Annotated in this window: 22 protein-coding genes; 16 read left to right on the top strand and 6 right to left on the bottom strand. The window is 71.3% G+C overall.

Going from position 1 to position 25,699, the window contains the following annotated elements:
• Nucleotides 1–67: 67 nt before the first annotated feature.
• A complete protein-coding gene (locus R3E98_00120; protein ID MEZ4421783.1) occupies nt 68–427 on the top strand; it encodes a hypothetical protein in 360 nt (119 codons plus the stop codon).
• Nucleotides 428–494: 67 nt separating this feature from the next.
• On the opposite strand, the gene R3E98_00125 is transcribed toward R3E98_00120, so the two are convergent.
• Both R3E98_00125 and R3E98_00130 read right to left on the bottom strand, forming a co-directional pair.
• Nucleotides 495–1,076 (bottom strand): HPF/RaiA family ribosome-associated protein, encoded by a 582-nt coding sequence (locus tag R3E98_00125; protein ID MEZ4421784.1) that lies wholly within the window; start codon nt 1,074–1,076, stop codon nt 495–497.
• A gap of 34 nt (nt 1,077–1,110) precedes the next feature.
• The gene (locus R3E98_00130; GenBank protein MEZ4421785.1) at nt 1,111–1,656 is read right to left on the bottom strand and encodes a CBS domain-containing protein; all 546 of its coding nucleotides are present in this window, start codon (nt 1,654–1,656) and stop codon (nt 1,111–1,113) included.
• A gap of 344 nt (nt 1,657–2,000) precedes the next feature.
• On the opposite strand from R3E98_00130, the gene R3E98_00135 reads away from it, so the two are divergent.
• The gene (locus tag R3E98_00135) at nt 2,001–3,179 is read left to right on the top strand and encodes a hypothetical protein (protein MEZ4421786.1); all 1,179 of its coding nucleotides are present in this window, start codon (nt 2,001–2,003) and stop codon (nt 3,177–3,179) included.
• A 61-nt stretch (nt 3,180–3,240) separates the two neighbouring features.
• Here R3E98_00135 and R3E98_00140 read toward each other — a convergent pair whose 3' ends face one another.
• Nucleotides 3,241–3,741, bottom strand: coding sequence for a hypothetical protein (locus tag R3E98_00140; protein ID MEZ4421787.1), 501 nt, complete (start codon nt 3,739–3,741; stop codon nt 3,241–3,243).
• Between the two features lie 463 nt (nt 3,742–4,204).
• On the opposite strand from R3E98_00140, the gene R3E98_00145 reads away from it, so the two are divergent.
• Nucleotides 4,205–4,930, top strand: coding sequence for a hypothetical protein (locus R3E98_00145; protein MEZ4421788.1), 726 nt, complete (start codon nt 4,205–4,207; stop codon nt 4,928–4,930).
• Nucleotides 4,931–5,082: 152 nt separating this feature from the next.
• Here the strand turns inward: R3E98_00145 and R3E98_00150 are convergent, their stop codons facing one another.
• Both R3E98_00150 and R3E98_00155 read right to left on the bottom strand, forming a co-directional pair.
• Nucleotides 5,083–5,733 (bottom strand): hypothetical protein, encoded by a 651-nt coding sequence (locus R3E98_00150; GenBank protein MEZ4421789.1) that lies wholly within the window; start codon nt 5,731–5,733, stop codon nt 5,083–5,085.
• Nucleotides 5,734–6,003: 270 nt separating this feature from the next.
• Nucleotides 6,004–7,635, bottom strand: a complete 1,632-nt coding sequence (locus R3E98_00155; GenBank protein MEZ4421790.1) for a sodium-dependent transporter — start codon at nt 7,633–7,635, stop codon at nt 6,004–6,006.
• Between the two features lie 300 nt (nt 7,636–7,935).
• Here R3E98_00155 and R3E98_00160 point away from each other — a divergent pair, with 300 nt between their 5' ends.
• From R3E98_00160 to R3E98_00195, 8 genes are all read left to right on the top strand, one after another.
• Nucleotides 7,936–8,262, top strand: a complete 327-nt coding sequence (locus R3E98_00160; protein MEZ4421791.1) for a helix-turn-helix transcriptional regulator — start codon at nt 7,936–7,938, stop codon at nt 8,260–8,262.
• Complete coding sequence (locus tag R3E98_00165; protein ID MEZ4421792.1) at nt 8,259–10,967, top strand: ABC transporter permease; 2,709 nt, start codon at nt 8,259–8,261, stop codon at nt 10,965–10,967. The genes R3E98_00160 and R3E98_00165 overlap by 4 nt, the downstream gene beginning before the upstream one ends.
• Nucleotides 10,968–11,177: 210 nt before the next feature.
• A complete protein-coding gene (locus tag R3E98_00170) occupies nt 11,178–12,149 on the top strand; it encodes a hypothetical protein (protein ID MEZ4421793.1) in 972 nt (323 codons plus the stop codon).
• Between the two features lie 222 nt (nt 12,150–12,371).
• Nucleotides 12,372–13,625 (top strand): hypothetical protein, encoded by a 1,254-nt coding sequence (locus tag R3E98_00175; GenBank protein ID MEZ4421794.1) that lies wholly within the window; start codon nt 12,372–12,374, stop codon nt 13,623–13,625.
• Nucleotides 13,626–13,682: 57 nt separating this feature from the next.
• A complete protein-coding gene (locus R3E98_00180) occupies nt 13,683–14,762 on the top strand; it encodes a type IV pilus twitching motility protein PilT (GenBank protein MEZ4421795.1) in 1,080 nt (359 codons plus the stop codon).
• 184 nt (nt 14,763–14,946) lie between these two features.
• Complete coding sequence (locus R3E98_00185; protein ID MEZ4421796.1) at nt 14,947–16,419, top strand: amidohydrolase; 1,473 nt, start codon at nt 14,947–14,949, stop codon at nt 16,417–16,419.
• A 12-nt stretch (nt 16,420–16,431) separates the two neighbouring features.
• Nucleotides 16,432–17,355 carry a hypothetical protein gene (locus R3E98_00190; GenBank protein ID MEZ4421797.1) on the top strand — a complete coding sequence of 308 codons (924 nt, stop codon included), beginning with the start codon at nt 16,432–16,434 and terminating at the stop codon, nt 17,353–17,355.
• Nucleotides 17,356–17,660: 305 nt separating this feature from the next.
• On the top strand, nt 17,661–18,056 hold the full coding sequence (locus R3E98_00195; protein ID MEZ4421798.1) for a hypothetical protein: 396 nt from the start codon (nt 17,661–17,663) through the stop codon (nt 18,054–18,056).
• A gap of 139 nt (nt 18,057–18,195) precedes the next feature.
• Here the strand turns inward: R3E98_00195 and R3E98_00200 are convergent, their stop codons facing one another.
• Entirely contained in the window at nt 18,196–19,473 is a 1,278-nt protein-coding gene (locus tag R3E98_00200; GenBank protein MEZ4421799.1) for an MFS transporter, read from the bottom strand.
• Between the two features lie 229 nt (nt 19,474–19,702).
• On the opposite strand from R3E98_00200, the gene R3E98_00205 reads away from it, so the two are divergent.
• The 5 genes from R3E98_00205 to R3E98_00225 all read left to right on the top strand — a co-directional run bounded on the left by R3E98_00205 (nt 19,703) and on the right by R3E98_00225 (nt 25,348).
• Nucleotides 19,703–21,319 (top strand): sodium:solute symporter, encoded by a 1,617-nt coding sequence (locus R3E98_00205; protein ID MEZ4421800.1) that lies wholly within the window; start codon nt 19,703–19,705, stop codon nt 21,317–21,319.
• Entirely contained in the window at nt 21,316–23,031 is a 1,716-nt protein-coding gene (gene treF, locus R3E98_00210; protein ID MEZ4421801.1) for an alpha,alpha-trehalase TreF, read from the top strand. The genes R3E98_00205 and treF overlap by 4 nt, the downstream gene beginning before the upstream one ends.
• Before the next feature lie 140 nt (nt 23,032–23,171).
• The gene (locus R3E98_00215; protein ID MEZ4421802.1) at nt 23,172–24,146 is read left to right on the top strand and encodes a DUF1028 domain-containing protein; all 975 of its coding nucleotides are present in this window, start codon (nt 23,172–23,174) and stop codon (nt 24,144–24,146) included.
• Nucleotides 24,139–24,750, top strand: coding sequence for a methyltransferase domain-containing protein (locus R3E98_00220; GenBank protein ID MEZ4421803.1), 612 nt, complete (start codon nt 24,139–24,141; stop codon nt 24,748–24,750). Before R3E98_00215 ends, R3E98_00220 begins: the two co-directional genes overlap by 8 nt.
• A gap of 151 nt (nt 24,751–24,901) precedes the next feature.
• Nucleotides 24,902–25,348: a c-type cytochrome gene (locus R3E98_00225; GenBank protein ID MEZ4421804.1), complete on the top strand. Its 447-nt coding sequence runs from the start codon at nt 24,902–24,904 to the stop codon at nt 25,346–25,348.
• Nucleotides 25,349–25,699: the final 351 nt, after the last annotated feature.

Genomic DNA, 25,699 nt, shown 5'->3' on the forward strand with positions numbered 1-25,699 from the left:
GCATGCTTCCTGATCCCTGGAACGGCGGGGCGACGCGACGCATGACCCTCGTACCGAAGGAGATCGCATGCTGGAGCAGGACCTGCTCGCAATCGAGCGCAGGCTGTGGACTGGAGGTTCGGACGAGTATCAGACGGCGCTGGATGACACGCTGCTGATGGGGTTCACCGCGATGGCGGGTGTCACCGATCGGGACACGGTGGCTGGGACCGTCGAGCCGGCGGCGCGCTGGCGGGACCTCGACCTGCAGGTCGAGGGGGTGCTCCAGCCGACGGATGACGTAGCCCTGATCACGTACCGCGCGCAGGCGCGCAGAGGCGACGCCGAGCTCTATCGCGCGCTCGTCAGCAGTGGCTACGTGCGCCGCGACGGTGCCTGGAAGCTCATGTTCCACCAGCAGACCCCGCTGGTGGACGCAGAAGCCTGACCGAGCGGAGCGATCCTGTCTGCGCTCGGCGCCGCGGTGCCCTCCTGACGCGACGCCTGGAAAGGTCTCAGCGGGCGCCTTCCTCCGTCGAAGCCCGGGCGATTCCGGTGGCGACCACCCGGCTGGCGCGGGGCCCGTCCGTTCCGTGGTCCGGGTGGAAGCGAACCTCCGTCCCGGGCTCCAGGTCGCGGACAGCGCCGCGCTGGACGGTCGCGTCGTTGAAGTAGTACTCCGTCCCGTCCTCGCCCTCGAGGAAGCCGTAGCCTTCGTCCGCGAACACGCGCGCCACGACGCCGAGCACGGTCTCGTCGTGGGCCCTCACGTCCCCACGGTGCATGGCGACGAAGCGTTGCAGCCGCGCTTCGGCCTGCTCGAAGCTCTCCGCGATGGCGACGGCCACGTCCTCATGGGCGGAATGCTCGAGCGGGTGTCGATCCACGATCAGCTCGCCTCCCGGCAGCGTGATGTCGATGCGGATGTGGTAGAGATTGCCCTTCTGCTGGCGCCGATGTGGCATCTCGACCATGACCCTGCAGCTCGTGATCCGAGGGGCGAAGCGTTCGAGCCGCTCCGTGCGCTCCCGGATCATCGCCTCGATCGCCGGCGTGGATTCGACGTGACGATAGGCCAACTCGAGGGGGATCTGCATCACGACCTTCCTTGTCTGAAGCGAATGCGGACGTTCAGAGCCTGCGGTCGGCCACGGCTCGGACGATGTCCCAGGCGGAGACGAGCCCCACCAGAGCACCCGAGTCCATGACCAGCACACGGTGGACGCCCCCGTCGACCATGTACCGGGCGGCATCGGCGACGGAGGCGGAGGGGGTGAGGGCGAACACCCGTCGGGTCATGACTTCCGCAACGGTGTGGGCTTCCAGGAAGTCCCACTCGGGCCCCTCCTCTTCCATGCGGCCCACGACGTCGCTCTCCGAGTCGGACCACATCTCCACGAAGAAGGTGGCGTCGTCGCTCGGGTCCGCCTCCTCCGCGGTCGGGACGTCCATCTCGCCCCAGTCCGGGTTGTCGGGGCGATGGCGGGGCACGCCGGGCTCCGAGGCTTCGAAGGTCAGGATGTCGGTGAGCGACAGGACCCCGACCACGGTGTCACCGGCGACCACCGGAGCGCCGTGGATGCCTCGGTCCGCCAGCACCTCCAGGGCGGCCCGGAGGGTGTGGGACGGGTCCAGTGTGGACACGTCGGCGGTCATGATGTCGGAGACGCGTAGCATCCAGCCTCCGGGTCCGCAGGATGGGGAGCGGGGGGCCACCCCCTCGAATCCAGGATAAGGAGGTCGGCCCGCCGATGGCTGTCGGGGATGGGCTCGGACCTGCGTCGGGAAGCTCCCCGCAGGCTGCTGCCGGCGCGCGCCGGTTCCGCTCGAGCCGATCGAAGCGCGCGAAGGTTCTGCGCAGGCCCTACGGGAATTGACGGGCGCCGGCGTTCGGGCATCTCCCGACGGCGCTTCACGCCGGGGGGCGCTCTCTTGGAGGCATCGTCGGACGCGGGTGGCCTCGCTTCACGATCCACCCTGCGCGCCGCCGCCAGACCGACCGCCCGTTTCCGGAGGCCCGCATGCTCCCGTCCGAGCGCACCGTCCACGCCCTCGAGCGCGTCAAGCCCGGCGACACCGAGGTGTTGTCCGTCTATCTGCGCACGGACCCGGCTCGGGACGCCGGGCGTGAGCTCCGCGCGCGGCTCGATGCGGTGCTTTCCCCGCTGCGTGCGGTGCTGGACGAGCCGGAACGCACCCGCTTCGAGGCGGCCGCGCACCGCATTTCCGGCGCCCTCGCGGCTTTGCCGGTGGCACCCAGCGGCGTGGCGGCGTTCGCGTCGCCGCTGGGAGAGGTGGAGATCGCGCTTCCTCTGCGTAGGCCCGTCGCGGTAGCGGCGCGGTGGGGAGACCGTCCCTACCTGCGACCCGTCCTGGGCGAGCTGGACGAGCACGAGCGGACGCTGGTCGTCCTGGTGGACAAGGCCCGCACCCGACTCTTCGAGGTCTGCATGGGCGAGATCGAGGAGCTGGAGGCGTTCGAGGACGAGGTGCCCGCCAAGCATCGACAGGGGCCGAGCCTGCAGCGCGCCTGGCAAGGGCCCACCGCGGGGACGGTGGGGATGGGATACGATGCAGAGAAGATCCGCAGACACCACGAATGGCACGTGCGGCGGCACGTGGACCGTGCCATCGCCGCCCTGCAGCGTGCCGATCGAAGCGGCGTGGACCGCATCCTGGTGGGTGGCCCGGTGGAGACGGTCTCCGAGTTCACCCGTCTGCTTCCCCACCGACTGCGTCGGCGGCTCGGCGGGACGGTCGACGCCTCCCTCCTCGCGTCGGCCGCCGAGGTCCTGGCAGCCGTCGAGCGGGTGGAGCATCAGGTGGAGCGCAGCATGGAGCGGGCGCTCGTGGAGGACCTCTGGGAGCATCCCCGGCGATCCCGCCTCGGTGCGGCCGCCGTCAGCGAGGCCGTCGCGGACGCCCAGGTCCATACGCTGGTCTACGCCGCGGGGGCCCGGCTTCCCGGTGGGGAGTGCGGGACCTGCGGCTGGCTCCTGGTGGACGGCACGGCGACGAAGCCCTGCCCCCGTTGCGGGGAAGGCGTGATTCCTGTCGCCGACCTCGTGGACCGGATGATCGACCGGGTCCTCGAGCAGGGCGGACGCGTGGAGGAGGTGCGAGCCGAAGCCGCCGAGCGGCTGTCCCGCACGGAAGGCGTGGCGGCGCTCCTCCGGTGGGCTCCCGGCGGGGCGGGGTGAGAGGGGGCGCGCGCTGCGGGCGCGCCTGCCCCCCGGCGCGCGGGGTCAGGAGGCCGCGGTGTCAGTCGTTGGGCAGGAGCGAATCGCGCGGCAACAGCGCACCCGGATCGTCGACCCAGCCAGCTTCATTCGTCCGCGTGGCATGTGCGGGGGCAGACATGCCTCTGCGACGCAGGAGCACCAACGCGGCCCCGTAGCTGCCCTGCGCGAGCATCCATCCTGCTGCGCTGGGAGCGGCGGTCCCGCCCGGTAGCGCGGCACTGAGGGCAGCGAGCACCACCAGCACGCCGGAGCCCGCGCCGAACAGGAGATCCCACCCGCGCTCGTCTCCGGCGGATGCTGCCCGATCGTAGAGAAGCGACAGCACGGCGGCGGCGGCGAGCAGCGCTGCCACGGCGAGCGGCTCGGACACCGCCGCGGCGTCGACGAGCGCCCGCCCCACGCTCCACTGGGGCCCGCCGGAGAGGAGCGCGACCGCCTCGGGGACGGCGAGCATCACTGCACCTGCGGCCGCTCCTTCGGTTGCCGCGGCCGTGGCCCGCGCTGCGTGTTCGGTGAGCATCGCCTCCCTCCCCCCATCCAGTTCCCGGCGTCCTTGCCGTGGAGACGTCTTTGGCAACGGGTGTGCCGCCGGCCGCACACGGATCCAAAGCCCAGTGGCGCGATGCACTTGTGCGGATTCCGTTCGCGCTTCGCTCCTGCTGCGCTCCGCATCGGAATGACGCAGGACGTGGAGCGGTCGAGGCCCCTCCGCTCTTCCGTGACGGGACGCGAGAGGACGAGACCTCTACTCCGGATGGGCACCCCGTGGGCACACGTTGTTTCTCCCGGAGTCGCCGTGAACGATCACGGAGCGCCGCGCGGGCTCGATCCCTTGCCTCTCCCTGGCAGACCGGCTGTTTCGCGCCGAGGCACGGCCGTTGCGCCTGTCTGCCCCTCGGCTACGCACGCGCCAGCGTCGTGGTCGTGCGTCCGCCCGGGACGCGAAACAACACCATGCCATGCGCAAACAGGAGAAGACCCCGATGTCGACCCGAGCAGCGGGTACCCTGTCCCTCGCGGCGTTCGCCCTCTTGGCGACCGTTGCCTGCCAGGACGCCCAGGAGACCCCGAACGACGCCGAAGCGGCCGTCGAACAGGCCGGTGCCGAGATCGAACAGGCCAGCCAGGATCTCATGAACGCCACGCGGAGCGCCCTGGACGAGACGCGCAGCGAGATCGATGAGTTCGCGAACGACCTGCAGCAAGGCGCAAGAGACCTCGAGCCGGAGATGGAGGCGCGCTGGAACGAGGTCGAGACCAACGTCGACCAGCTGGGTCAGGAGATCGAAGCGGACCTGGACCGTCTGGGCCAGGCCACGGGTGAAGAGGCCCGTGAGCTGCGCGCCGAGGTCGAGCAAAAGCAGTTGCGGCTCGAACGGTGGCGGAACGAAGCCGAGCTGACCGCCATCGAAACGCGTGAGGAGTTCGAGGCGGAGGTGCAGCGACAGACGTCCGACCTGGAGACCACGCTGACCGAGGTCGATCAGCGGATGGCTACGCTCGGCGAAGAGATGCGCGGCGAAGCCCAGGAGTCCCTGGAGGACATCCGGAGCGCGCACGAGGAGCTCCGCGAGGACCTGCAGGAGCTGCAGGCCGCGGGAGAGGCGCAGTACGCCGAGGTGCGCGCGGAGGTCTCGGAGAACCTGGCCGAGCTCCAGCACGACCTGGACGTCCTGCGGTGGAGGTTGGACAGCGACCGGATGGGCTGACGCAGGGCCCGCGGACGCTTCGCGTTTCCGTCCGCCTCGACACGCGTGCTGACGGACCCTCCGCGTCCGGTATGACACCCGCCCCGTCCCGGGGTGGCGTCAAGCCGGGCGCGGATTCCGTTTCGCCGGGCATCCCGGCCCGGTCCCTTCGTCTAGCGTTCCAGCCAGAGCACCACGCCGCGGACCCTCCACTGGACCTGCCCGGCCGTCCCTGACCCACACCACGTCCCGAGAGAGGCCGTGCCCTCGCCGGCGAGGGTGACCATCAGGGTGTCTCCCACCCGCACGTCCCCGCGGATCACGCCGAGCTCGGGCGTCACCTCATCGCCCACCGGGGGATCGGGATCCTCGACCGCGTCTCCGTGCGTGAAGGTGTGGAGGACGCGACCGGACGACGCCACCTCGATCGCCTCGGCGTAGGACAGACGGCCGCGGCCCGAGAAGAAGTGGGTGGTCACGGGTCGCACGAACGCGCGGCCAGCGCCGTCCCAGGTGGCTTCGAGGGCGGCGAGCACGGCGCCCGTGATCGGGAGTCGCATCCGGACGAGCCCTGCGGCCCGACGCTCACACGTGGTCGAGTCGCTTCCGCTCGCGACGAGGGTCACGGCCGTGGCCCCGGGGTCGGCCTTCAGGCCGAAGCCCCGCAGCGGCCCCGTGGTCGTATCCGGAGGCGCGGGCTCCTCCGGTGGAGGCTGGGCCGGCCCGTCGTCGCTTCCCGGGCCCACCGGCTGCGCGCAGGCGGATACGGCCAGGCAGGACAGGACGAGAGCGAGGACGCGGGCCGTGCGGTCCAGGGCGGGCATGAACGACTCCAGCGGCGGGCGGACGGACTTCCTTCCGCTCTACCCGGCGACGGAGACGTGCCGATCTGGACACCTGCAAACGACTGGACACCTATGGACGAGAGGGCATGACGGCGGACGCCGTCATGCCCTCTCGAACCCGGTGCGCCGCGCGGGCGCCGGATCAGTCCTCGGTGGAGTCCGGAACGGAGAGGATCTTCCAGTAGCACCAGATGGCCAGCCCCCAGACGAAGCTCAGGGACACCACCAACAGGATCCAACCGCCTGCGGTCATCGCTTCACTCCTTGAGCAGCCGGCGCATGCCAGTTGGGACTCGGTTCCTTGCCGTCCAGGTCCAGACCCAGCTCCCTCCAGCGCTTCTCCCCGATGCGCACGCACACGAACAGGATGGCCGTGACCACCGCGAGGAGGGCCAGAGCGCCCTGGGCCAGCGGCTGTTGCGCGATCTGGGCGATCGACGCCGGAAGGTTGGAGATGCAGAACGCGATCAACACCACCAGCAGGTAGATCGGCGCCACCCACTTCATGATGAAGCGGAACACGGTGGGGATCTGGATCTGCGCTCCCGCGTGGATCTCGTCCCAGCCCCGGTCGATGCCGAAGACCCAGCTGAAGCAGATGATCTCGATCATGGCCATGACCAGGATCAGGAACGTTCCCACCCAGAAGTCGATGGTGTTCCAGAAGACCCCACCTTCCGTGTACACGAGGACGAGGCCGGAGCCCACGAGGCAGATGGCGACCGTGAACAGGACGGCCCGGCCGCGCTCCACGCCGAGCGCCTCACGCATGAAGGCCACGGCCGGCTGGTACATGCTCACCGAGCTGGTGACGGCAGCCAGGAAGAGCATGAAGAACCAGACCGCTCCGATGATGGGTCCGAAGGAGCCCATCTGCGCGAACACGACCGGAAGCGTCTGGAAGCCCAGCCCGAACGTGCCGGTGGCCACCGCGGCCACGGTGCCGGAGAGCCCCAGGAAGACGAAGGAGGCGGTCAGCGTGATGAGCCCGCCGAAGCCGACCTCGAACACCTCGTTGGTGGCGGCGGCGGTCAGGCCCGACAGGGCCACGTCCGTCTTCCGCTTCATGTACGAGGCGTAGTTGATGATGATGCCGAACCCGACCGAGATGCTGAAGAAGATCTGCCCCGCGGCGGCCAACCACGTCTGCGGGTTGGCGAGCGCCGCGAAGTCCGGGTTCCACATGTAGGCCAGACCGTTCATCACCTTCTGGTCCGGCAGCGCCGGGTCCGGGGTGCCCAGCGTGAGCACGCGGATCAGGACCACGAGGGCGCACAGCGCCATGATGGGCATGGCGAGCGAGACGAAGCGCTCGATGCCCTTGGAGAGGCCCCGGACGATCAGGTACATGTTGGCCGCGAACGTGATCACCCAGAACACGACCGTCGGCAGATGGCCTGCGCCGAACAGGAGGCCGTTGCCTTCCGTGCCCGTGAACCCGTTGTAGAACGCGGCGGACGCGGCCGTCTGGTCCGTGATGGCCATGGTGGGATCGATCCCGAACGAGCCGGTCACGTAGGCCCAGAAGTAGCCCAGACACCAGGCGGCGATGAACGTGTAGTAGAAGGACACCGCCAGCGGGATCAGAACGCCCATCACCCCGGCGTAGCGCGCGATGCGCCCCTTGCCGATCACCCCCATGATCGCGGGCGCGGAGTGGAAGCCCTTCTGTCCGCCGTAGCGTCCCATGGCCCACTCGGCCCAGCAGATCGGGATCCCGAGGAAGATCAGCGCCGCGAAGTAGGGGATCAGGAATGCCCCTCCTCCGTTGGCCGCAGCCTGGCCGGGGAAGCGCAGGAAGTTCCCCAGCCCCACGGCCGATCCCGAGACCGCCAGGATGACCCCCAGGCGGGATCCCCATTGATCCGTCTTCTCCGTCATCCACCACCCCTGGTCGGGCGTTGCAAAGGCCCTCCGCGGGCTCTGGAAGGCGGGCGGAGGCATGGCACGGCGGGGCTGATCTTTCAGTGCCGGGGGCGAGCGGTCAAGTTGGCCCGGAATCGCCCTCTCCCGCGGCGACCTTCCCCGGTCGGAGGGGACGGCAGCACCGGCCCCCGGCCGACTCCTCGATGCGCCGGGCGCGCTGGGGCTCCTGGCGCGGCGGATGCACCCGGGGCTGGCGGCCGCACGGCCTTTATCCTACAATGTGAGCAATGAAGCTCACATTGTAGGGATCCAACCATGCCTACACACCTCGGGGAGTTCGAGCAGCTCGTCCTGCTCGCCGTGCTACGCCTGGGCGGAGACGCCTACGGTGTGCGCATCGGGGACGAGATCGAAACCGTGGCCCAGCGCCGGCCCTCCTCGGGCGCCCTCTACACGACGCTCGATCGTCTCGAAGGGAAGGGACTCCTCGTGTCGGCCCAGGAGGCGGACACGGGCGGCCGTGCCGGACGGCCTCGACGCTACTACCGACTGGCGCCGGACGGGCTCGAGGCGCTACGGCGGTCCCGGCAGGCCCTGCTCCGCATGTGGTCGGGACACACGGTGCTGCTGGACCGCCCGTGAGCGCCGACGAGCTGCGCGTGGTGCGTTGGGCGGACGCGGTGCTCGGCCACGTGCTGCCGCCGGACCGCTCCCCCGCGGTGATCGGCGATCTGCACGAGCGGGCGGACGGTCTCCTCGCGCGTGGGGACCGTCCCTCGGCGGTCGGCCAGATGTACGCGCGGGAGGCCGCGTCGCTGGTCCTGCACTATCTGCCCGCGCGTCTGCTGGGATCGCAGCGCGCGCGCCGACGGTCTCGCCACGCTCCCACCGACCGGATCAGGCCCATGCGTGCCGACCTGCGCCATGCGCTGCGTGCCTTGCGCCGCCGTCCCGCCTTCACCGCGATCGTCGTGGCCACCCTGGCCCTCGGCATCGGTGCGAACACCGCGGTCTTCACGGTGGTGCGGGGCCTCGTATTGCGCCCGCTGCCCTATCCGGCTCCCGAGGAGCTCGTGGCCCTGTGGCTGGAATTCCGGCGCGATCCGGACGTGGCGGGATTCGCGATCGTCGCATCGGAGCCGGAATACCTCGAGTTCTCCGCGGCCACGTCGGCGTTCGCGGGGCTCGCCGCGTACTGGACCAGCCGCGTCAATCTCGTCGGTGATCCGCAGCCGCAGCGGGTACGGTCCGCCAATGTCAGTGCCGACTTCCTGGACGTGCTGCGCGTGTCCGTGGCACACGGGCGGGACTTCGCGGCCGGTGAGGATCATCCCGACGCCGCGCGGGTGGCGATCCTCACGGATGGGCTCTGGACGCGTGCCTTCGGCCGCGACCTGTCGATCATCGGTCGCTCCATCTCGATCGACGGACGCTCCGAGCAGGTGATCGGCGTGCTGCCGCCGGACTTCGCCTTCCCCGGGGAGGACGTCGATCTGCTCCGGCCCGTGCGGATCGATCCCGCGGCGCCTGCCGGCCGCTCGTCCCACTACCTGAGCGTGATCGGTCGCCTCCGTCCGGGCCTGGATCTCGACGCGGGCCGCGCCGACGCGCGGGCGGTGGCCGCCCGTCTGGAGGAGGCACGGCCCGGGGAGCACGGCGTCACCGCGCGCCATCCCGTACAGGTGGAGGGCCTGCAGGCGCGGCTGACGGGGCCGGTGCGCCCGGCATTGTGGACGCTGAGCGGCGCTGCGCTGCTGGTCCTGCTGATCGCCTGCGCCAACGTGGCCAACCTCTTCTACGTCCGGACGCAAGGACGCGTCCGCGAGCTTGGGATCCGCCGCGCCCTGGGCGCGCGACGCCGCACGCTGGTCGGGCATCTCGCGCTCGAGAGCCTGCTGCTGAGCGCGGGTGGAGCCGTGCTGGGTGTCGCGCTGGCGGCGATCGGCATCCCCGGGCTGCTCGCGCTCGGTAGCCCGGGTGGGAGCGCGGGGAATGCGAGCGTGCGGGTCGACGGCCTGGTCGTCGCGTTCGCCAGCCTCCTGGCCCTCGCGGTCGCCGCGGTCCTGGGACTCGCGCCCGCCCGGACCGTGACGCGAACGGAGCGCCTGGGCCTCCAGGAGCGGGGCACGACGCTCGATCGGAGTCGGGCGCGCGTGCAAAGCGGGCTGCTGCTCGGTCAGCTCGCCCTGGCGGTGTTGCTGCTGATCGGGGCGGGCCTGCTCAGTCGGAATCTGCTGGCCCTCGTGCGCGTCGATCCCGGCTTCGACCCCGACGGCGCGGTGGCCGTGACGTTCGCGCTCGATGCGGCGCGCTATCCGTCGCCTGGGAGCGTGGTGGACTTCCACACACGCCTGGAGGACGCGCTGGCCAGCCGCGCCGGGATCGAGGCCGCGGGTTCCGTGCGCGTGCTGCCGCTGAGCGGCGGTGCCGGTCTGGAGACGCTGACGGCCTCGGGGGTCGCCGATGCGGACGAAGGCGTCAACGCCGCCTACCAGGTGGCGAGCCCCGGGTGGTTCGGCGCGCTGCGCATCCCGCTGCGCCGGGGACGCGGGTTCAATCGCGAGGATGGAGCCACGGCCCCGCCGGTGGTCCTGGTCAGCGAGACCATGGCGCGCCGGTTCTGGCCGCAGGGGAACGCGATCGGACAGACCCTGCAGATGGGGGCGTCTGCCGACAACGGCAACCCGGTGATGACGATCGTGGGCATCGTAGGCGACGTCATGCAGGCGGAGCTGGCGGGAGAGCCCACGCCTCAGTTCTACGTGCCCCAGGCGCAGGCGGGCGCCATCTACGGGGGCTTCGGCCTGCGGGAGGCCACGCTGGTCGTGCGTGGTTCGGACACGCCCGCGGCGACCTTCGCGCAGGTCCGCGCCGTACTCGCCGACCTGGACCCCACGCTGCCGCTCGCGGACCTGCGCGACGTCTCCGCGGTGATCCGGGGCTCGCTCGCGGACGAGCGCTTCCTGAGCATCCTGCTCACGCTGTTCTCCGCGCTGGCGCTGGGGCTGGCCGCGATCGGCGTGTACGGCGTCGTGGCCCAGCGGGTCGTGGCGCGGACGCGCGAGATCGGCGTGCGCATCGCCCTGGGGGCCGATCGGAGGCGCGTGGTGGCGACCGTGGTGAAGCGGAGCCTGTCGCTGACCTTGGCCGGCTGCGCGGTGGGCGTGGTCGGCGCTCTCGTGGCCGGACAGTGGCTCGGCAGCTTCCTGCGGATGGTGAGCGTGCGGGACCCGCTCGCATTCCTGTCCGGTCCGCTGCTGCTCGTGGCCGTGGCCGCACTGGCTGCCTGGGTACCGGCCCGTAGGGCTGCGGGTGTGGACCCGGTGGAGGCGCTGCGGGGAGACTAGCGCGGAGGCCCGGCGGTCCGGGGCGCCGCGGGTCCAGCGACGAGCACGCCCGATCGGCGAGGGCGCCCACCGCGGTGTCCCCGAGGGCACCGGTGCCGAGGACGCTCGCCTCCACCGGGGGCCGGGCGTAACCTTCCCCCGCGCCCGCGGTACCCATAGGGGCGGCCCCGGCCGCCGACCCAGCTCCGCACCCCTCCTGGAGAGCGCCTCGTGCAGCGTCGCTGTCTCTTCTGCGATCGGCCCCTGGCCAGCGCCAGCGACGAGCACGGATTCCCCGCGGTCCGCGTGGCGGCCTACGACGCGACGCGACACCGGCTGTGGGCCGTCTGCGACCGCTGCCGCTGCTGGAACCTCTGGCCGTTGGAAGACCGCGCCGAGGTGATCGAGTCCATGGAGCGCCTGGCGCACGATCGCGGCGTCCCGCTGGCCAACACGGCCAACATCACGTTGTTGCAGGCGGATGAGGTCGCGCTGGTGCGCGTCGGGGACGCCGGACTGGCGGAGCGCAGCTGGTGGCGCTACGGCCGCGAGCTGCAACGGCGGCACGCGTTCCAGCGCCGCCCCTCCTCGCAGCTCGCCGGGTTGCTCCAGGGGACGCTCACGGTGCTCGGTCAGAGCGTGGGGCTCGCCGACGAGGAGCGGAAGGTGCGCTGGGACCGCGGCGGCCTGACCGACGTGAAGCGGTGGCACCGGTTCGGACGGACCGTGTGGGCGGGACGCCTTCCTTGCGCGAACTGCGGAAGCGTGCGCCGCGCGCTGCTCTACGACACGGGGTGGTTCGTGCATCCGGTGATGGGAGAGGACGGGCTCGAGCTGCGGATCCCCTGTCCCCGGTGCGACTTCTGGAGTCCGGGCGACGCGTACCGCCTCACGGGCCCCACGGCGGAAGGGACGCTCCGCCGCATCCTCGCCTACCAGCACTTCGCGGGGGCCGAGACCGCGGCCATCGAAGCGGCGGCGCGGGCCATCCAGGACACCGGCTCGGCGAGGGCCCTGCTCGCCGGCGGAGGCCGCAGCCAGTCGCTGTGGACCATGGACCGGACCCGCGCCCTGGCCCTGGACATCCTCGTCAACGAAGCCGCCGAACGGCGCGCGCTGCTGTCCCTGGCGCTCGACTACGAGGCGACCTGGCGGCGGGAAGAGGAGCTGGCGGCCATCATCGATGCCGAGCTGACCTGGTAGGACCCGCGGCGTCCGCGCAACGCCGCCCGATCCGACCGGCAATCCGGTCTCCATCCCGGCACCGCTCGCCCTTCCGCGGAAGCGCCCCAGCGCGCGCGGACGCCCGTTGTGGCGCGCCCACGACTGGCATGCCTTCTGCCCCGGCCCCATCCGCGCCCGGCCCCGCGTCGCCCGGACCCTCCCGTCCGCGATCCGACGCCCACGCCCGGGCATCGGACGGTCATGGGCACGCACCGCAACGTCGGGGACATCCTGGTCGGGATCGGCCGCCTCACGCAGGACGAGGTGGACCGGGCGCTGGCGCATCAGCGGGCCCATGGCGGCTTCTTCGGCGAGGCGCTCCTGGCGCTGGGACTGGTGTCGCGGCAGGAGCTCGACTGGGTGTTGGCCAGCCAGTTCGATCTGCCCTACGTGGTCCCCCGCGTGGACGAGGTGGACCTGGCGGCGGCACGCCTCGTCACGCGCGAATGGGCGCTGGCGCACACGGCGCTGCCGATCCTGCGGACGCCCGATGCCCTCAAGGTCGTCGTCTCCGCTCCCAACCGGGAAGGTGAGGCCCTCGGCGAGCTCCAGGAACGGGTCGGTCTCCCGGTCGAGCGCGCCGTCGCCTCCGCCGAGCAGATCCGGTCGCTCGTGCACGAGGTCTTCGCGCTTCCGGTCGAGCGGCGCGTCGCGGTGGTTCCCCGGCGCGTCGGCGATTTCCTGGACGAGGCGGTGCTCGCCGACGCCGATCGCTTCGGCATCTCTGCGCATGGCTTGCGCACGACGGGATGGTATGTGGCGCGCGGACGCACGTGGCGCGCGGCGGTGGACGTGCACTGGAGGCAGGATCTGGCGCGCACCCTGGTGCCCGCGTACGGCGAAGCGCTCGCTGCCGGCTTGCGGCAGTGGAACGCCGACCTGCGGGTCAAGGAGGCCATCGTTCCCGTGCACGTGAAAGAGCTCGTGACGCGCGACGGCGCGGAGCTGGTGTTCGAGCCGGTCCCGCTGCTGGACGATCCTCTCTCCGTGCCGACGCCACCCGCGGACCTCCTCTCGGAGATCGCCATGATCGTCGCCTCGGGAGCAGGGAAGTTCCGCGTCCGCTCGAGCCCGGAGCCCTTCGCTGCGGACGTGCTCCCGCATCTGCCCGCCGTCCTGCTGGACCGTTCGCTGCGCGCGCTGCACCTCACGGACCGGTCGGAGGCGCGCCGGCCACCCTCCACGGTGGTGCTGCCCGAAGGCCCGGAACGGGAGGAGGTCCTGCAGGCCCTGGGTGGCTTCGGGTTCGACGTCCTCACGGGCGAGCTGGCCGACCGCGACCCAGCCGTCCGGGCCCGGGCGCAATCGCTGGCGCGGACCACGTTCCTGGTACTCCCGCCCGAGGTCGACGCCGACGAAGCCTTCGCGGCCGGCCTCCGTTGGGAGCTTACGCTCCAGCAGGCCGAGTCGACGGAATGGACCTGGGCGCTGGAGCCTTTGCGCCCCGCGCGCTGAGCGCACGCCGTACAGCGGATCACCCGTGCGCCTCGGGCGCGACGACAAGGAAGCGATATGCCCCAAGTGGATCAGTTCCTCAAGATCCTCGTGCAGCAGGAGGGATCGGACCTGCACCTGACCACCGGCTCCCAGCCGGTGGTGCGCCGTCATGGTCACATGACGCGGGTGAAGTTCCGGGAGCTGACGCCACGGGACACCGAGACGCTCCTGCACGAGATCATGACGCCGGAGCAGAAGACGCGCTTCCACGAGCACCGCGAGCTGGACTTCGCGTACGAGATCGAGGGTCTGGCCCGCTTCCGGGTGAACGTGTTCCTCCAACGGAAGGGGATGGGTGCGGTCTTCCGGACCATCCCGGCCGAGATCCTGACCGCGGACCAGCTCAACCTGCCCGACGCGGTACGGAAGCTCTGCATGCTGACGAAGGGGCTGGTGCTGGTGACCGGGCCCACCGGGTCGGGCAAGAGCACCACGCTGGCCGCCATGGTGGACCTCATCAACGAGACGCGCGCCGATCATATCCTCACCATCGAGGATCCGATCGAGTTCACGCACGAGAACAAGAAGTCCCTCGTGAACCAGCGGGAGGTGGGCGCCACGACCCGGAGCTTCGCCAACGCCCTCCGTGCTGCGCTCCGTGAGGACCCCGACGTGATCCTGGTCGGCGAGATGCGGGACCGCGAGACCGTGGAGCTGGGGCTCACGGCCGCCGAGACCGGGCACCTGGTCTTCGGCACGCTGCACACCAACTCCGCGCCCAAGACCGTGGACCGGATCATCGACGTCTTCCCCGCCGATCAGCAGACGCAGGTGCGGTCCATGCTGGCGGAGTCGTTGAAAGGCGTGGTCTCGCAGCTCCTGCTCCGCAAGAAGGGTGGAACGGGGCGGGTGGCCGCGCTGGAGATCATGATCGGAACGCCCGCGATCTCGGCGCTGATCCGCGAGAACAAGCTCCACCAGATCCCGTCCATGATCCAGACGGGCAAGAAGGACGGGATGCAGTTGCTGGATCAGCACATCCTGGAGTTCCTGATGGCCGGCAGCATCGACGCGCAGGAGGCCTACATGCGCGCCCACAACAAGGCCACCTTCCTCCAGTATCTCGAAAAGGAGCCCAGCCGCACGGCGGGCTGAGCCGGGGCGGAGGGCGCGACCCACGCCCCGCGCGCCGCCGCTCCGTTCATCGACGGCGTGGGCCCGCCGGGCCCGACCGGGCCTGGCCCGCCTCCTGCGCGCCCGTGGCCGTGGGCGGCGCCCGCCGTCGCCGGTGAGTACATTGGGACGACTTGCGATCCGAACGTCCAGGAGAGTCGTCCCCATGACCGTCGCGTTTCCCCCTTCCGTCCGCGCAGCCGGTCGGGCCGCCCTGCTCGGCGGGCTCGTCCTCCTGCTCCCGGCCTCCGCCACCGGCCAGCAGGGCCGGGAGGCGGCCCTGTCCGCCCTCGACGCCCGCTTCGCCCACATGACGGACGTCGCGATGGAGATCTGGAACCTCGCGGAGCTGGGGTACCTCGAGACGGAGAGCTCCGCGCTCCTCCGATCGGAGCTGTCCCAGGCCGGATTCCGCATCGAGGCCGGGGTCGCCGGGATCCCCACCGCATTCGTGGCGGAATGGGGGAGCGGTGAGCCGGTGCTCGGCATCCTCGCCGAGTTCGACGCCCTGCCGGGGATCAACCAGGATGCCGTCCCCACCCGGCAGCCCATCGAGGGCAAGCGGGCCGGACACGCCTGCGGGCACCACCTGTTCGGCACCGGCTCGACGCACGCCGCCATCGCCGTGAAGGAGTGGCTGGAGGCGAGCGGGACGTCCGGGACCATCCGCCTCTACGGCACGCCCGCCGAGGAGGGGGGATCGGGCAAGGTGTACATGGCGCGCGCGGGGCTCTTCGAAGACGTGGACGTGGTGCTGTCCTGGCACGCGGGGGACTCCAACTTCGCCGGGCCCAGCGGGAACCTGGCCGTCAAGTCCGCGCAGTTCCGCTTCAGCGGGGTCTCCGCGCACGCGGCGGCCGCGCCGGAGCACGGCCGCTCGGCGCTGGATGGGGTCGAATCGCTGAACTTCATGGCCAACCTCATGCGCGAGCACGTCCCGCAGGAGACCCGCATCCACTATGTCATCACATCGGGTGGGAGCGCGCCCAACGTGGTCCCCGACTTCGCCGAGGTCTACTACTACGTGCGACACCCGGACCCGGAGGTGGTGAAGGACGTCTTCGACCGCCTCGTCGCCAGCGCCGAAGGCGCCGCCCGCGGAACGGGGACGACGATGGAGTACGAGGTGATCGCCGGAGCCTACAATCGCCTGCCGAACGTCGCGCTGCAGGAGGTGATGCACGCCAACCTGGAGACCGTGGGTGGCGTGGAATACGATGCGAAGGACCGCGCCTTCGCCGAGGCCATCCGCACCTCGCTGAACAACCCGCCCCCCATGGATCAGGCCTGGGCCATCCAGCCCTTCCAGTTCGAGCAGACGTACGCGTCGGCGGACACGGGCGACATCACGTGGCTGGTTCCCTCGGCCAACCTCAGCACCGCGACGTGGGTGCCGGGCACGGCCGCGCACAGTTGGCAGGCCATCGCCGCGGGCGGCACCCCGATCGGTGCCAAGGGGATGCTGGTCGCGGCCAAGACACTCACGCTGACGGCGATCGACCTCTACCGTACGCCGGCGACGATCGCGGCCGCCCGCGCGGAGTTCGACGAGCGACGCGGCGATGCGTTCGTCTACGAGCCGCTGCTCGGCGACCGCGAGCCTCCGCTCGACTACCGCCTCCCCGTGGCGGGGCGCTGACGGATGGGCACCGTGCGTTCGCGCCGCTCCGTCCGGTCGCTCCTGTTCTGCTGCGCCGCGACGGCGGCATGGTGTGCACCGCTCGTGGCCCAGTCCACGTCCACGCTCTCCGTCACCCTCCTGCCCGCCAGCGCTGCCGCCGGCGGGATGGGCCACGCGCATCCGCTCACGCAGGGAAGCGCGGATCTGCTGTTCTACGCGCCCGGGCTGGTGGGCGAGGCGAGCGGCATTGCAGCCACCTTCTCCTCTGCCGCAGAGACCGGCGCGCTCGTCGCCTTCGCGGGCGCGGCCGACTGGTTCGGCGGTGCCGTGGCGCTCGGTGTGCTGAACGCCACGTACGCCACCTCGGCGGGTGCGCTGGCGCGGTGGGAGGCCGACCTCGCGCTCCAGGGCCCGGGCACGGCGAGCGAGACGGCAGTGAGTGTGGGGTACGGACGCGAGGTGGGACCGGTGCACGCGGGCGTGGCCGCAAGGCTGCTGGCCGTCCGGGCCGGCGGTGGGTCCGATCGGGGCGCGGCCTTCGACGTCGGTGCGGGCATCGACCTCCCCTTCGGCACGGCGAGCGTGGCGGTGCAGGACGTGGGGGCGGACCTGGACCTTGCAGGACAGGCTGTCGAGCTGCCCACCCGTGTGTCCCTCGCCGCGGCGACCGACCGCAGACCGGTGGGCCCGCTCGACCTGATGGCCGCCGCGGCACTCGACGTCCGGCGCGGCGGGGACGTACGGCCGGGCGGAGGGGTGGAGGTATCGTATTGGCCGGTCCAGGGACGGACGTTCTTCGCGCGCGCGGGATACGGTCAGCCCGTGGGGGACGATCCCGCGTCCGGTTGGACGCTCGGTGCCGCGTTCAGGGGAGACCGGATCGGGGTCGACTATGCCTGGGGACGCGTGGACGACGAGCGGACGGTGCACCGGGTCGGCCTGCGCTGGTGGTGATGCCCGCGGGGCGTCGTGCGTATCGTGCGCGCGCGAAACGCGACCGCCGGGGGAGACCGCGGGACCGGACGTGAGCAGGCCGGGATGGCCCGGGCGCCCAACTGATTGGGAGAGAGTCGGTTGCGCCGTTCAGGCGCCCTCCGTCCCGGGGTGCGGCGCGCCGATTGCTTTTCTGCCGATCGACGGCTTCCGAGAGGACTGACGACCGGGCCGCAGACACTGTGCGGTGTTCCCTGAACCGGATTCCACCGTCTGGCCCGCCTCTCGGAAGTTCCGTCACCCCTCGACCTCGAGAGGAGTCCCTCATGCCGAAGCTGGACACCCGCACGTTGCTCACCCAGGCGATCGACGTGGTCAATCGCTCGCTCTCCGCCAACCGCGATCACGGTCTCTACGGGCTGCTCATCCGCGCGCTCGACGACCACATGGAAGGACGCACCTGGGCGGTGGCCGTCTACGACGGTACGCCGGACCAGCGCGAGGGAACGTTCGGTGTGCGCTACGAACAGAACCGGTTCGGTGTGGTCGACCAGGTGCCCGACGACGACCCCTGGAACGCGAGCCGGGAGTATCTCCAGAACCTCGTCGATGAACCCGAGACGTACATCGAGCACCCTGCCCGGATGGATCTGGACTGGCTGACGAGCCGTCTGCCGGACTCGGTGGCCGGGCTCGCCAACTTCCCGAACCCGCTGCAGTAGCGTCCTCCCACGCCCCACCGTGATGCGCGGTGGATCGAAGCGTACATTGCGGATCGAGGACGTGGCGCCTCGGGCGCGTGCGCACGAGGGAGCGTTCGCGCGGATCGTGGGTCCGCGACCGGGCCGCGGCGACCGCCCCTCAGTTCCGCAGCCGGAACCAGGTGGCGGTGGACACGCCCTCGGCGACCTCGGGCAGGACGCCGCGGGCCACGAGCACGGGACGCGCCTCCTCACGCAGCGCGGGGAGCACCCGCGCGAACCAGGCGGAGAGCACCAGGCAGCCGGCGCCGCCCAGCGCCACGGTGACGGGGGCGCCCAGGTGCGCCGCCAACCAGCCGCCGGTCAGGCTGCCGAACGGGCTCAGGCCCACGAAGGCCACGGTGTAGAGGCTCATCACGCGGCCGCGCATCTCCTCCTCCACGAGGGTCTGCAGGACGGTGTTGATGCCGGCCGTGGTGACGATCACCCCGAAGCCGGCGAACACGAGCAGCAGCGAGCCGGTCCAGGGCGTGCGGGCCAGCGAGAAGCCGATCAGACCCACCCCGAACAACCCGCACGCCTGCGCGATCAGTGTGCCGATGCCGCGGATGGAGTCGCGCGAGGCCAGGAACAGCGTACCGGCCAGGGCGCCGGTGGCCGCGCTGGAGGTCAGCAGACCGAGCGTGCTCGCGTTCCCACCGAAGACGTCGGCCGCGAAGACGGGGAGCAACACCGTGTACGGGATGCCCACCATCGAGACCCCGGCCAGGAGGAGCAGCAGGGCGCGGATGGGCGCGAAGCCCGCCGCGTAGCGCCATCCGGCCCGGAGGCTCTGGAGGATGGAGGCCTGATCGCGCCGCGGGAGCCGGGGCACGCGGATCGTGGACAGCGCCACCAGGACGGCGACGTAGCTCAGGCCGTTGATGAGGAAGACCGGGCCCTCGCCCACCAGGCCGATGAGCACGCCCGCGACGGAGGGTCCCACCAGCCGCGCCGCATTGAACATGGAGGAGTTGAGCGCGATGGCGTTCGGCAGATCCTCCGGCGACTCCACCAGGCTGACCAGCAGGGATTGCCGTGCGGGGATGTCGATCCCCGACAGGATGCCGGACAGCAGCGCGAACGTGATCAGGTGCCAGATCTCGATGCGGTCCGAGAGCACGAGCGTGGCGAGCACAAGCGCGAGGACCATCGATCCCGCCTGTGCGGCCACCACCAGCCGGTACCGGCTCCAGCGATCGGCGGCGGCGCCGGCCAGGGGGGCCAGGAACAACGACGGGACCTGGCTGGAGAATGCCATGACGCCCAGCAGCACCGACGAGCCCGTCAGGCGGTAGACGAGCCAGCTCATCCCGAGCTGCTGCATCCAGGTGCCGATCAACGAGACACCCTGGCCTGCGAAGAAGACGCGCAGGTTGCGGCCGCGCAGCGACCTCAACGCGAAGCGCAATCGACCGGACACGCGGTGGACCCGGAGCGTGGTGGGGGCAGGGCCCGTGCGGGGCTTCCCGCGGGCGGGCGACGGGCAGGAGTATAGCGCACGGGGGAAGCCGCGTCGTTCCCCGCCCGAGCGGGCTCTCCCGTTCGGCGCGCATGCCGACGGGTTGCCCGGCCGCCGCTTCTGCCTTCGCTTGGACGTGCCCCCGATCCCCGAACCCGGAGAGGACGTGGGCCGACTCGCGACGCTCGATTGGGTGGTCGTGGCGGGGTATTTCACGCTCGTGTTCGGCGTCGCGCTCTGGGCCGCGCTGCGCGAGCGCGCAGCGCGTGGCACCTCACAGGACTACTTCCTCGCCGGACGCGATGCCGGCTGGTTCCTGATCGGCGGGTCCCTCTTCGCGTCCAACATCGGCTCCGAGCACCTGGTGGGGCTCGCCGGCACGGGGGCCGCCTCCGGTGTCGCGGTCGCGCAGTTCGAGATCCTGGCGTCCCTGGTGCTGCTGTTGCTCGGCTGGCTGTTCGTCCCGTTCTACCTGGCCAGCGGCGTCTTCACCATGCCGGAGTTCCTGGAGCGCCGCTACTCGTCCGGCGCGCGGGGCTATCTGGCCGCCATCTCCATCGTGGGCTACGTGCTCACCAAGATCTCCGTGACGATCGCGGCGGGCGGGATCGTCTTCGAGGCCCTGATGGGCATCGACTTCTGGACCGGCGCGCTGGTGGTCGTCGTGGTCACGGGGGTCTACACCATCTTCGGCGGCCTGCGGGCCGTGCTCTACACGGACCTTCTGCAGGTCTTCGTGCTGCTGGGTGGCGCCATCGCCGTCACGCTGCTCGGGCTCGATGCCCTGGGTGGCTGGGAGGGCCTGCGCGGCGTGGTGCAGCCCGGGATGCTGTCGCTGTGGAGGCCGATGAGCGATCCCGATTTCCCCTGGACCGGCATCGTGTTCGGCGCGCCCATCCTGGGCGTCTGGTACTGGTGCACGGACCAGTTCATCGTCCAGCGCGTCCTGGCCGCGCACGACCGCGACCATGCGCGTCGGGGCACCATCCTGGCGGGGTATCTCAAGCTGCTCCCGCTGTTCATCTTCGTGCTGCCCGGCGTGATCGCCTGGGCGCTCTCCCAGCAGGGCCGGCTCGCGTTGGATACGCCCGACCAGGCCCTTCCGGCCCTGATGGCGGCCCTGCTTCCGGTAGGGCTGCGTGGCCTGGTGGTCGCGGGTCTGCTCGCCGCGCTCATGAGCTCGCTGTCCTCCGTGTTCAACTCCACCTCCACGCTCGTCACGCTCGACGTGTACAAGCGCCTGCATCCGGAGGCCTCCGAGCGCCGCCTGGTGGTGGTGGGTCAGCTCACGACCGCTGCCCTGGTGGGGCTGGGCCTGCTGTGGATCCCGCTGATGGACCGCATCTCCGGGCAGCTCTACCAGTACCTGCAGAGCGTCCAGGCCTACATCTCGCCGCCGATCGCCGCGGTATTCCTGGCGGGGCTGCTCTGGCGGCGCGTGAACGCGCCGGGCGCGGTGGCCGCGCTGGGCACCGGCTTCGTGCTGGGCGTCGGTCGCCTTATTGCGGAGATCCTGAAGGACCGCCTGGACGGGTTCTGGTTCCGGTTCGCCGACATGAACTTCCTCCACTTCGCGGTCGTGCTCTTCCTCGTGTGCAGCGCGGTGCTGATCGGTGTGAGCCTGCTGACGCCGGAGCCGCCTCCGGAGAAGGTCGAAGGGCTCACGTTGGCCACGCGCGTGCGTGCCCAGGGTCCGCGGGGCCCGGGCTGGCACCGGCTGGACGTCGTGCTGAGCGCCGTGCTGGTCGCCGCCGTGATCGTGCTCTGGGCGGTCTTCTCGTGAGCGTCCGGCGTACGCTGCGCGCCTGGAGCGTGCGTCCCGCGGCTGTGCTGGCCGTGGTGGTCCTGTACGCCTGCGGTCCCGCCGTGGCGACGTCGACGGCGCCGACCACGGGCGCCGCGCTCGAGCCCGCGACCGGGTACGCACCGGCCCGCGATCTGGGTCCCCTGTTCCACGCCGTGCAGATGGCGGAGGTGTACCAGGACTCCAAGACCTTCGTGGACGCGCTCCCGCGGGCGCGGCCGGCCGCGATCCTGCGTGGGTGGGACAGCCTCCGTGCGAGCGGTGCAGTGGATCTGGAGCCCTTCGTCGCGCGGTGGTTCGATCCTCCACCGGTCATCGGCGGCGGAGACGTCGGATCCACCGACGACATGGAGGCGCACATCCGTGCGCTCTGGCCGGTCCTGACCCGGCCGCCGGACGATCCGTCGGGGCTCTCCTCGCTGATCCCGCTCCCGCACCGCTACGTCGTGCCCGGGGGCCGCTTCCGCGAGGTGTACTACTGGGACTCGTACTTCACCATGCTGGGGCTGGTCGCGAGCGGCCGCGTCGATCTCGTGCGCGACATGCTGCGCAACTTTGCATTCCTGGTCCGAACGCTGGGCTTCGTCCCGAACGGCAACCGCTCGTACTACCGCAGTCGGAGTCAGCCCCCGTTCCTGGCCGCCATGGTGGGCCTCTACGCCCAGGCGGCCGATACCGCCGCGGCGCTGGAGTTCCTGCCTGCGCTGCTGGACGAGCACGCGTTCTGGATGGCGGGCGCCGGGTCCGTGGCCCCGGGCACCGCGCACCAGCGCGTGGTGCGGTTGCCGGACGGCGCGGTGCTCAACCGCTACTGGGACGATCGCGCCGAGCCCCGGCCGGAGTCCTATCGCGAGGACGTGCGTCTCGCCGAACGGCTACCGCCGGGGCGTCGCCCCGCACTGTACCGGGAGATCCGCGCGACGGCGGAGAGCGGGTGGGACTTCTCGAGCCGTTGGCTGCGCGATCCTGCGGATCTGACGACCCTGGAGACGACGAGCCGGGCGCCGGTGGACCTGAACAGCCTCCTGGTCCATGCGGAGCAGACCCTGGCCGCCCTGCTGCGGGCGCGAGGCGCCACTGGTGACTCCGCCCGCGCCGCCGAACTCAGCCGGGCCGCGGCACTTCGGCAGGCCGCACTCCTGCGCGCCGCCTGGGATCCCGACGACGGCTTCTTCTACGACGTGCGCTGGAGGGACGGGACGCGCGTGCGGGACCGTCCCACGCTCGCCGGCGCGGTACCCGTGTTCTTCGGTCTGGCGGACCCCGGTCAGGCGCGGCGTGTGGCGGAGACGCTCGAGAGGGACTTCCTCCGCCCGGGCGGTCTGGTCACCACGGAGGTCCGCTCCGGACAGCAGTGGGATGCGCCGAACGGATGGGCTCCGCTGCAGTGGATGGGCATCTCGGCGCTGTGCGCGGCGGGACGGGCCACGCTCGCCGCGGAGGCGCGCTCCCGTTGGCTGGCCTTGAACCGCCGGACCTGGCGGAGCACGGGGCGCATGATGGAGAAGTACGACGTGGAGGATCCGGACCGGCCCGCGGGCGGCGGGGAATACCCCACGCAGGACGGCTTCGGATGGACGAACGGGGTGGCGTTGGCCCTGTCACTGCACGCGGACGGCGTCGCCGACACCCTCGGCGTGCCGGCCCTGCGCTGCGCCGCGCTGGACGCCGAGGACTCTCCGAGGTCCTGACGGCGGCGGGCCCACCGTTCGCTCTCGCTCGGGGCGCCGTATCGGGAGACGCCGTCGCGGGGTGCGACGCGGTGCGGGAGGACGCAGGGCGGCGTATAGTCTCCGGCGCCGTTGCCCGCCTGTGCCACTCCGGAGGCCCCATGCGTCGTTCCGCTTTCCTGGTGCTCGCCCTGCTGCCCGCGCCCGCGACGCTGCGAGCGCAGGACTACGATCCGAACTACCTCGCCACCTTCTCCATCATCGCCCGGGATCCCTCCACCGGGGAGCTCGGGATGGGCGTGCAGTCGAAGGCGTTCGCCGCCGGGAATCGGGCCATGACGGCGAAGGGTGGCGTGGCCATCGTCGCGCACCAGGCGGCGGCGAATCCGATGTACGGACCGCTGGGGATCCAGCTCATCGAAGCGGGCTACCCGCCGGAGGAAGCGCTGGCCATGCTCGTCGCCAGCGACGAGGGCCGGGATCGTCGGCAGGTGGCGATGATGGATCAGCAGGGCCGCACGGCCGCCTGGACCGGCACCGGCGCCAACGACTGGAAGGGGCATCGCTGCGGACGGGACTACTGTGCGCAGGGCAACATCCTGACGGGTGCGGAGGTGGTGGACGCGATGGCCCGCTCCTTCGAGTCCTCCAACGGCCCGCTCGCCGAGCGGCTGCTCGAAGCGCTGGATGCCGCACAGGCGGCGGGTGGGGACGCGCGCGGGATGCAGTCGGGAGCGCTGCTGGTGGTGCGGCCGCGCGTGAACGGCGGATTCAGCGATCGCGCGGTCGACATCCGGGTGGACGACCACACGCGTCCGCTCGAGGAGCTGCGCCGGATCCTGGAGCTGCAGCGCTCCGGCGAGATCATCCAGGACGCGAACCGGGCGGTGGCCGCGGGAGATCTCGACGCCGGCCTGGAGCGGGCGCGGGCGGCCACGGAGCTGGCGCCCCGGAACGACAACGCCTGGGTGGCGCTGGCCAACGTGCAGGCGCGCCGGGGGGAGACGGATGCCGCCTTCGAGTCGCTCATGCGGGCCGTCGAGTTGAATCCGGGACGGCGTCGAACCCTGCCGCGCGATTCCAACTTCGAGCGCCTGCGGAACGACGCGCGCTTCCGCCGGCTCGTGGGTGGGTGAGACCGTGGCCGGCAAGCGGTACGACCGGGCCTACTTCGATCGTTGGTACCGAGGCGACCAACGCGTCGGCTCGCGCGCCGCGCTCGAGCGCAAGGTGACGTTGGCGGTGGCGGTGGCGGAGATCGTGCTGGGCCGCCCGTTGCGTTCGGTGCTGGACGTGGGGTGCGGCGAGGCTCGCTGGCAGCCGGTCCTGGCCCGGTTGCGTCCCCGGTCCACATATCTCGGCATCGATGCCAGCGCGTACGCCGTCGAGCGCTACGGCGCGCGGCGCAACGTCCGGCAGGGGTCCTTCGAGGACCTCCACCTGCACGTGTTCGAGCGGCCCTTCGACCTGGTGGTGTGCGCGGACGTGCTCCACTATCTGACCCGGCCGCAGATCGTGGCGGGCCTGGAGGCGCTGGTGCCCCTCGTGGGCGGCGTGGCCTTCCTGGAGACGTACACCAGCGGCGACGACATCGTGGGCGATCATCACGATTTCCAGAAGCGCTCGGCATCCACGTACCGGCGGCTGTTCGCCGACGCCGGCCTGGTGCACTGCGGCATGCACTCGTGGGTGCGCGCGGACCAGGTGCGCGACCTGACCGAGCTCGAGGTCTGCGGCTGAGCCGGGCCCATCCGCCACGAGGCTTCCCACCACCCCCACCGTCGGAGTTCTCCCTACAGTCGGACGCACCGGCGACCCCGTACCGTCCAACCAGTGGGAGGACGGCTCCCCCGTGGAGCGCCCGATCCAGTCCTCGGTACGGAGGTGCTGCATGAAGCGCGTGGCCTGCCTGTCCCTGGTCTCCGCCCTTGCCTGCGCGAACGAGTCGCCGGGACCGTCGCCCGCCGAGACACTCGCCCTGGATACGCTGCGTACCGCCGAGGCGGCCTACGATCCGGCGGCGTTCGATTCCATTTCCTGGGAGAACCCCGCGGCGGCCAACGAACGGGGTGCGGTCGTCTTCCGCTTCAGCTGCGAGAAGTGCCACGGGCCGCGCGGGTATGGGGACGGTGGCTTCGTTTCCCGCGGGGACACGGTCCGCCCGCCGTCCTTCCGCGAATCGGACTGGCGCTTCGTGGAGGACCACGAAGGGCTGCGGCGTCACATCTTCGTGGGCACGGCGGACGGCATGCCGCACTGGGGGCTCGAAGGGCTCAAGCCGCGAGACGTCGATGCGGTCGCGCACTATCTGCGCGAAGGGCTGCGCACCACGTCCTGACCGGCACCCGCGGGGAGGGGCGGCTCTGCGCGCGCTCCTCCTCCGTTGCCCGGCTGGCAGACGAGCCCCGTTCGGCACGCCGGCCCCGCGCGCCGTCAGCGCCTCGGCGCGGCCTGCGCCAGACGCATCGCGGAGGCCCGATCGGGCCCGGCGTAGCAGTGTGCCCCACCCTGGCGCCTGCACGCCCGGATCCCTATAGATCAGTCCGCTTTTCGTAGCACGCTCGATTCCCTCCCGTGAGCCTCCCGCCGGCTCCGTCATCGAGCGACACGCCGCGACCACATCTACGCATCGTGCGGCTGTGCACGCGCCGACGCTCCGGACCGGCCTCCGGTCTCCGGAACGAGCGTC

The sequence above is a fragment of the Gemmatimonadota bacterium genome (assembly GCA_041390125.1).
In the GTDB taxonomy this organism is placed as follows: Bacteria; Gemmatimonadota; Gemmatimonadetes; order Longimicrobiales; family Gaopeijiaceae; genus JAGQIF01.

Excerpts from the sequence above, each read along its gene's own strand:
- R3E98_00120 (MEZ4421783.1), top strand. The coding sequence starts at position 68 with ATGCTGGAGCAGGACCTGCTCGCAATCGAGCGCAGGCTGTGGACTGGA.
- R3E98_00125 (MEZ4421784.1), bottom strand. The coding sequence starts at position 1,076 with ATGCAGATCCCCCTCGAGTTGGCCTATCGTCACGTCGAATCCACGCCG.
- R3E98_00130 (MEZ4421785.1), bottom strand. The coding sequence starts at position 1,656 with ATGCTACGCGTCTCCGACATCATGACCGCCGACGTGTCCACACTGGAC.
- R3E98_00135 (MEZ4421786.1), top strand. The coding sequence starts at position 2,001 with ATGCTCCCGTCCGAGCGCACCGTCCACGCCCTCGAGCGCGTCAAGCCC.
- R3E98_00140 (MEZ4421787.1), bottom strand. The coding sequence starts at position 3,741 with ATGCTCACCGAACACGCAGCGCGGGCCACGGCCGCGGCAACCGAAGGA.
- R3E98_00145 (MEZ4421788.1), top strand. The coding sequence starts at position 4,205 with ATGTCGACCCGAGCAGCGGGTACCCTGTCCCTCGCGGCGTTCGCCCTC.
- R3E98_00150 (MEZ4421789.1), bottom strand. The coding sequence starts at position 5,733 with ATGCCCGCCCTGGACCGCACGGCCCGCGTCCTCGCTCTCGTCCTGTCC.
- R3E98_00155 (MEZ4421790.1), bottom strand. The coding sequence starts at position 7,635 with ATGACGGAGAAGACGGATCAATGGGGATCCCGCCTGGGGGTCATCCTG.
- R3E98_00160 (MEZ4421791.1), top strand. The coding sequence starts at position 7,936 with ATGCCTACACACCTCGGGGAGTTCGAGCAGCTCGTCCTGCTCGCCGTG.
- R3E98_00175 (MEZ4421794.1), top strand. The coding sequence starts at position 12,372 with ATGGGCACGCACCGCAACGTCGGGGACATCCTGGTCGGGATCGGCCGC.
- R3E98_00180 (MEZ4421795.1), top strand. The coding sequence starts at position 13,683 with ATGCCCCAAGTGGATCAGTTCCTCAAGATCCTCGTGCAGCAGGAGGGA.
- R3E98_00185 (MEZ4421796.1), top strand. The coding sequence starts at position 14,947 with ATGACCGTCGCGTTTCCCCCTTCCGTCCGCGCAGCCGGTCGGGCCGCC.
- R3E98_00195 (MEZ4421798.1), top strand. The coding sequence starts at position 17,661 with ATGCCGAAGCTGGACACCCGCACGTTGCTCACCCAGGCGATCGACGTG.
- R3E98_00215 (MEZ4421802.1), top strand. The coding sequence starts at position 23,172 with ATGCGTCGTTCCGCTTTCCTGGTGCTCGCCCTGCTGCCCGCGCCCGCG.
- R3E98_00225 (MEZ4421804.1), top strand. The coding sequence starts at position 24,902 with ATGAAGCGCGTGGCCTGCCTGTCCCTGGTCTCCGCCCTTGCCTGCGCG.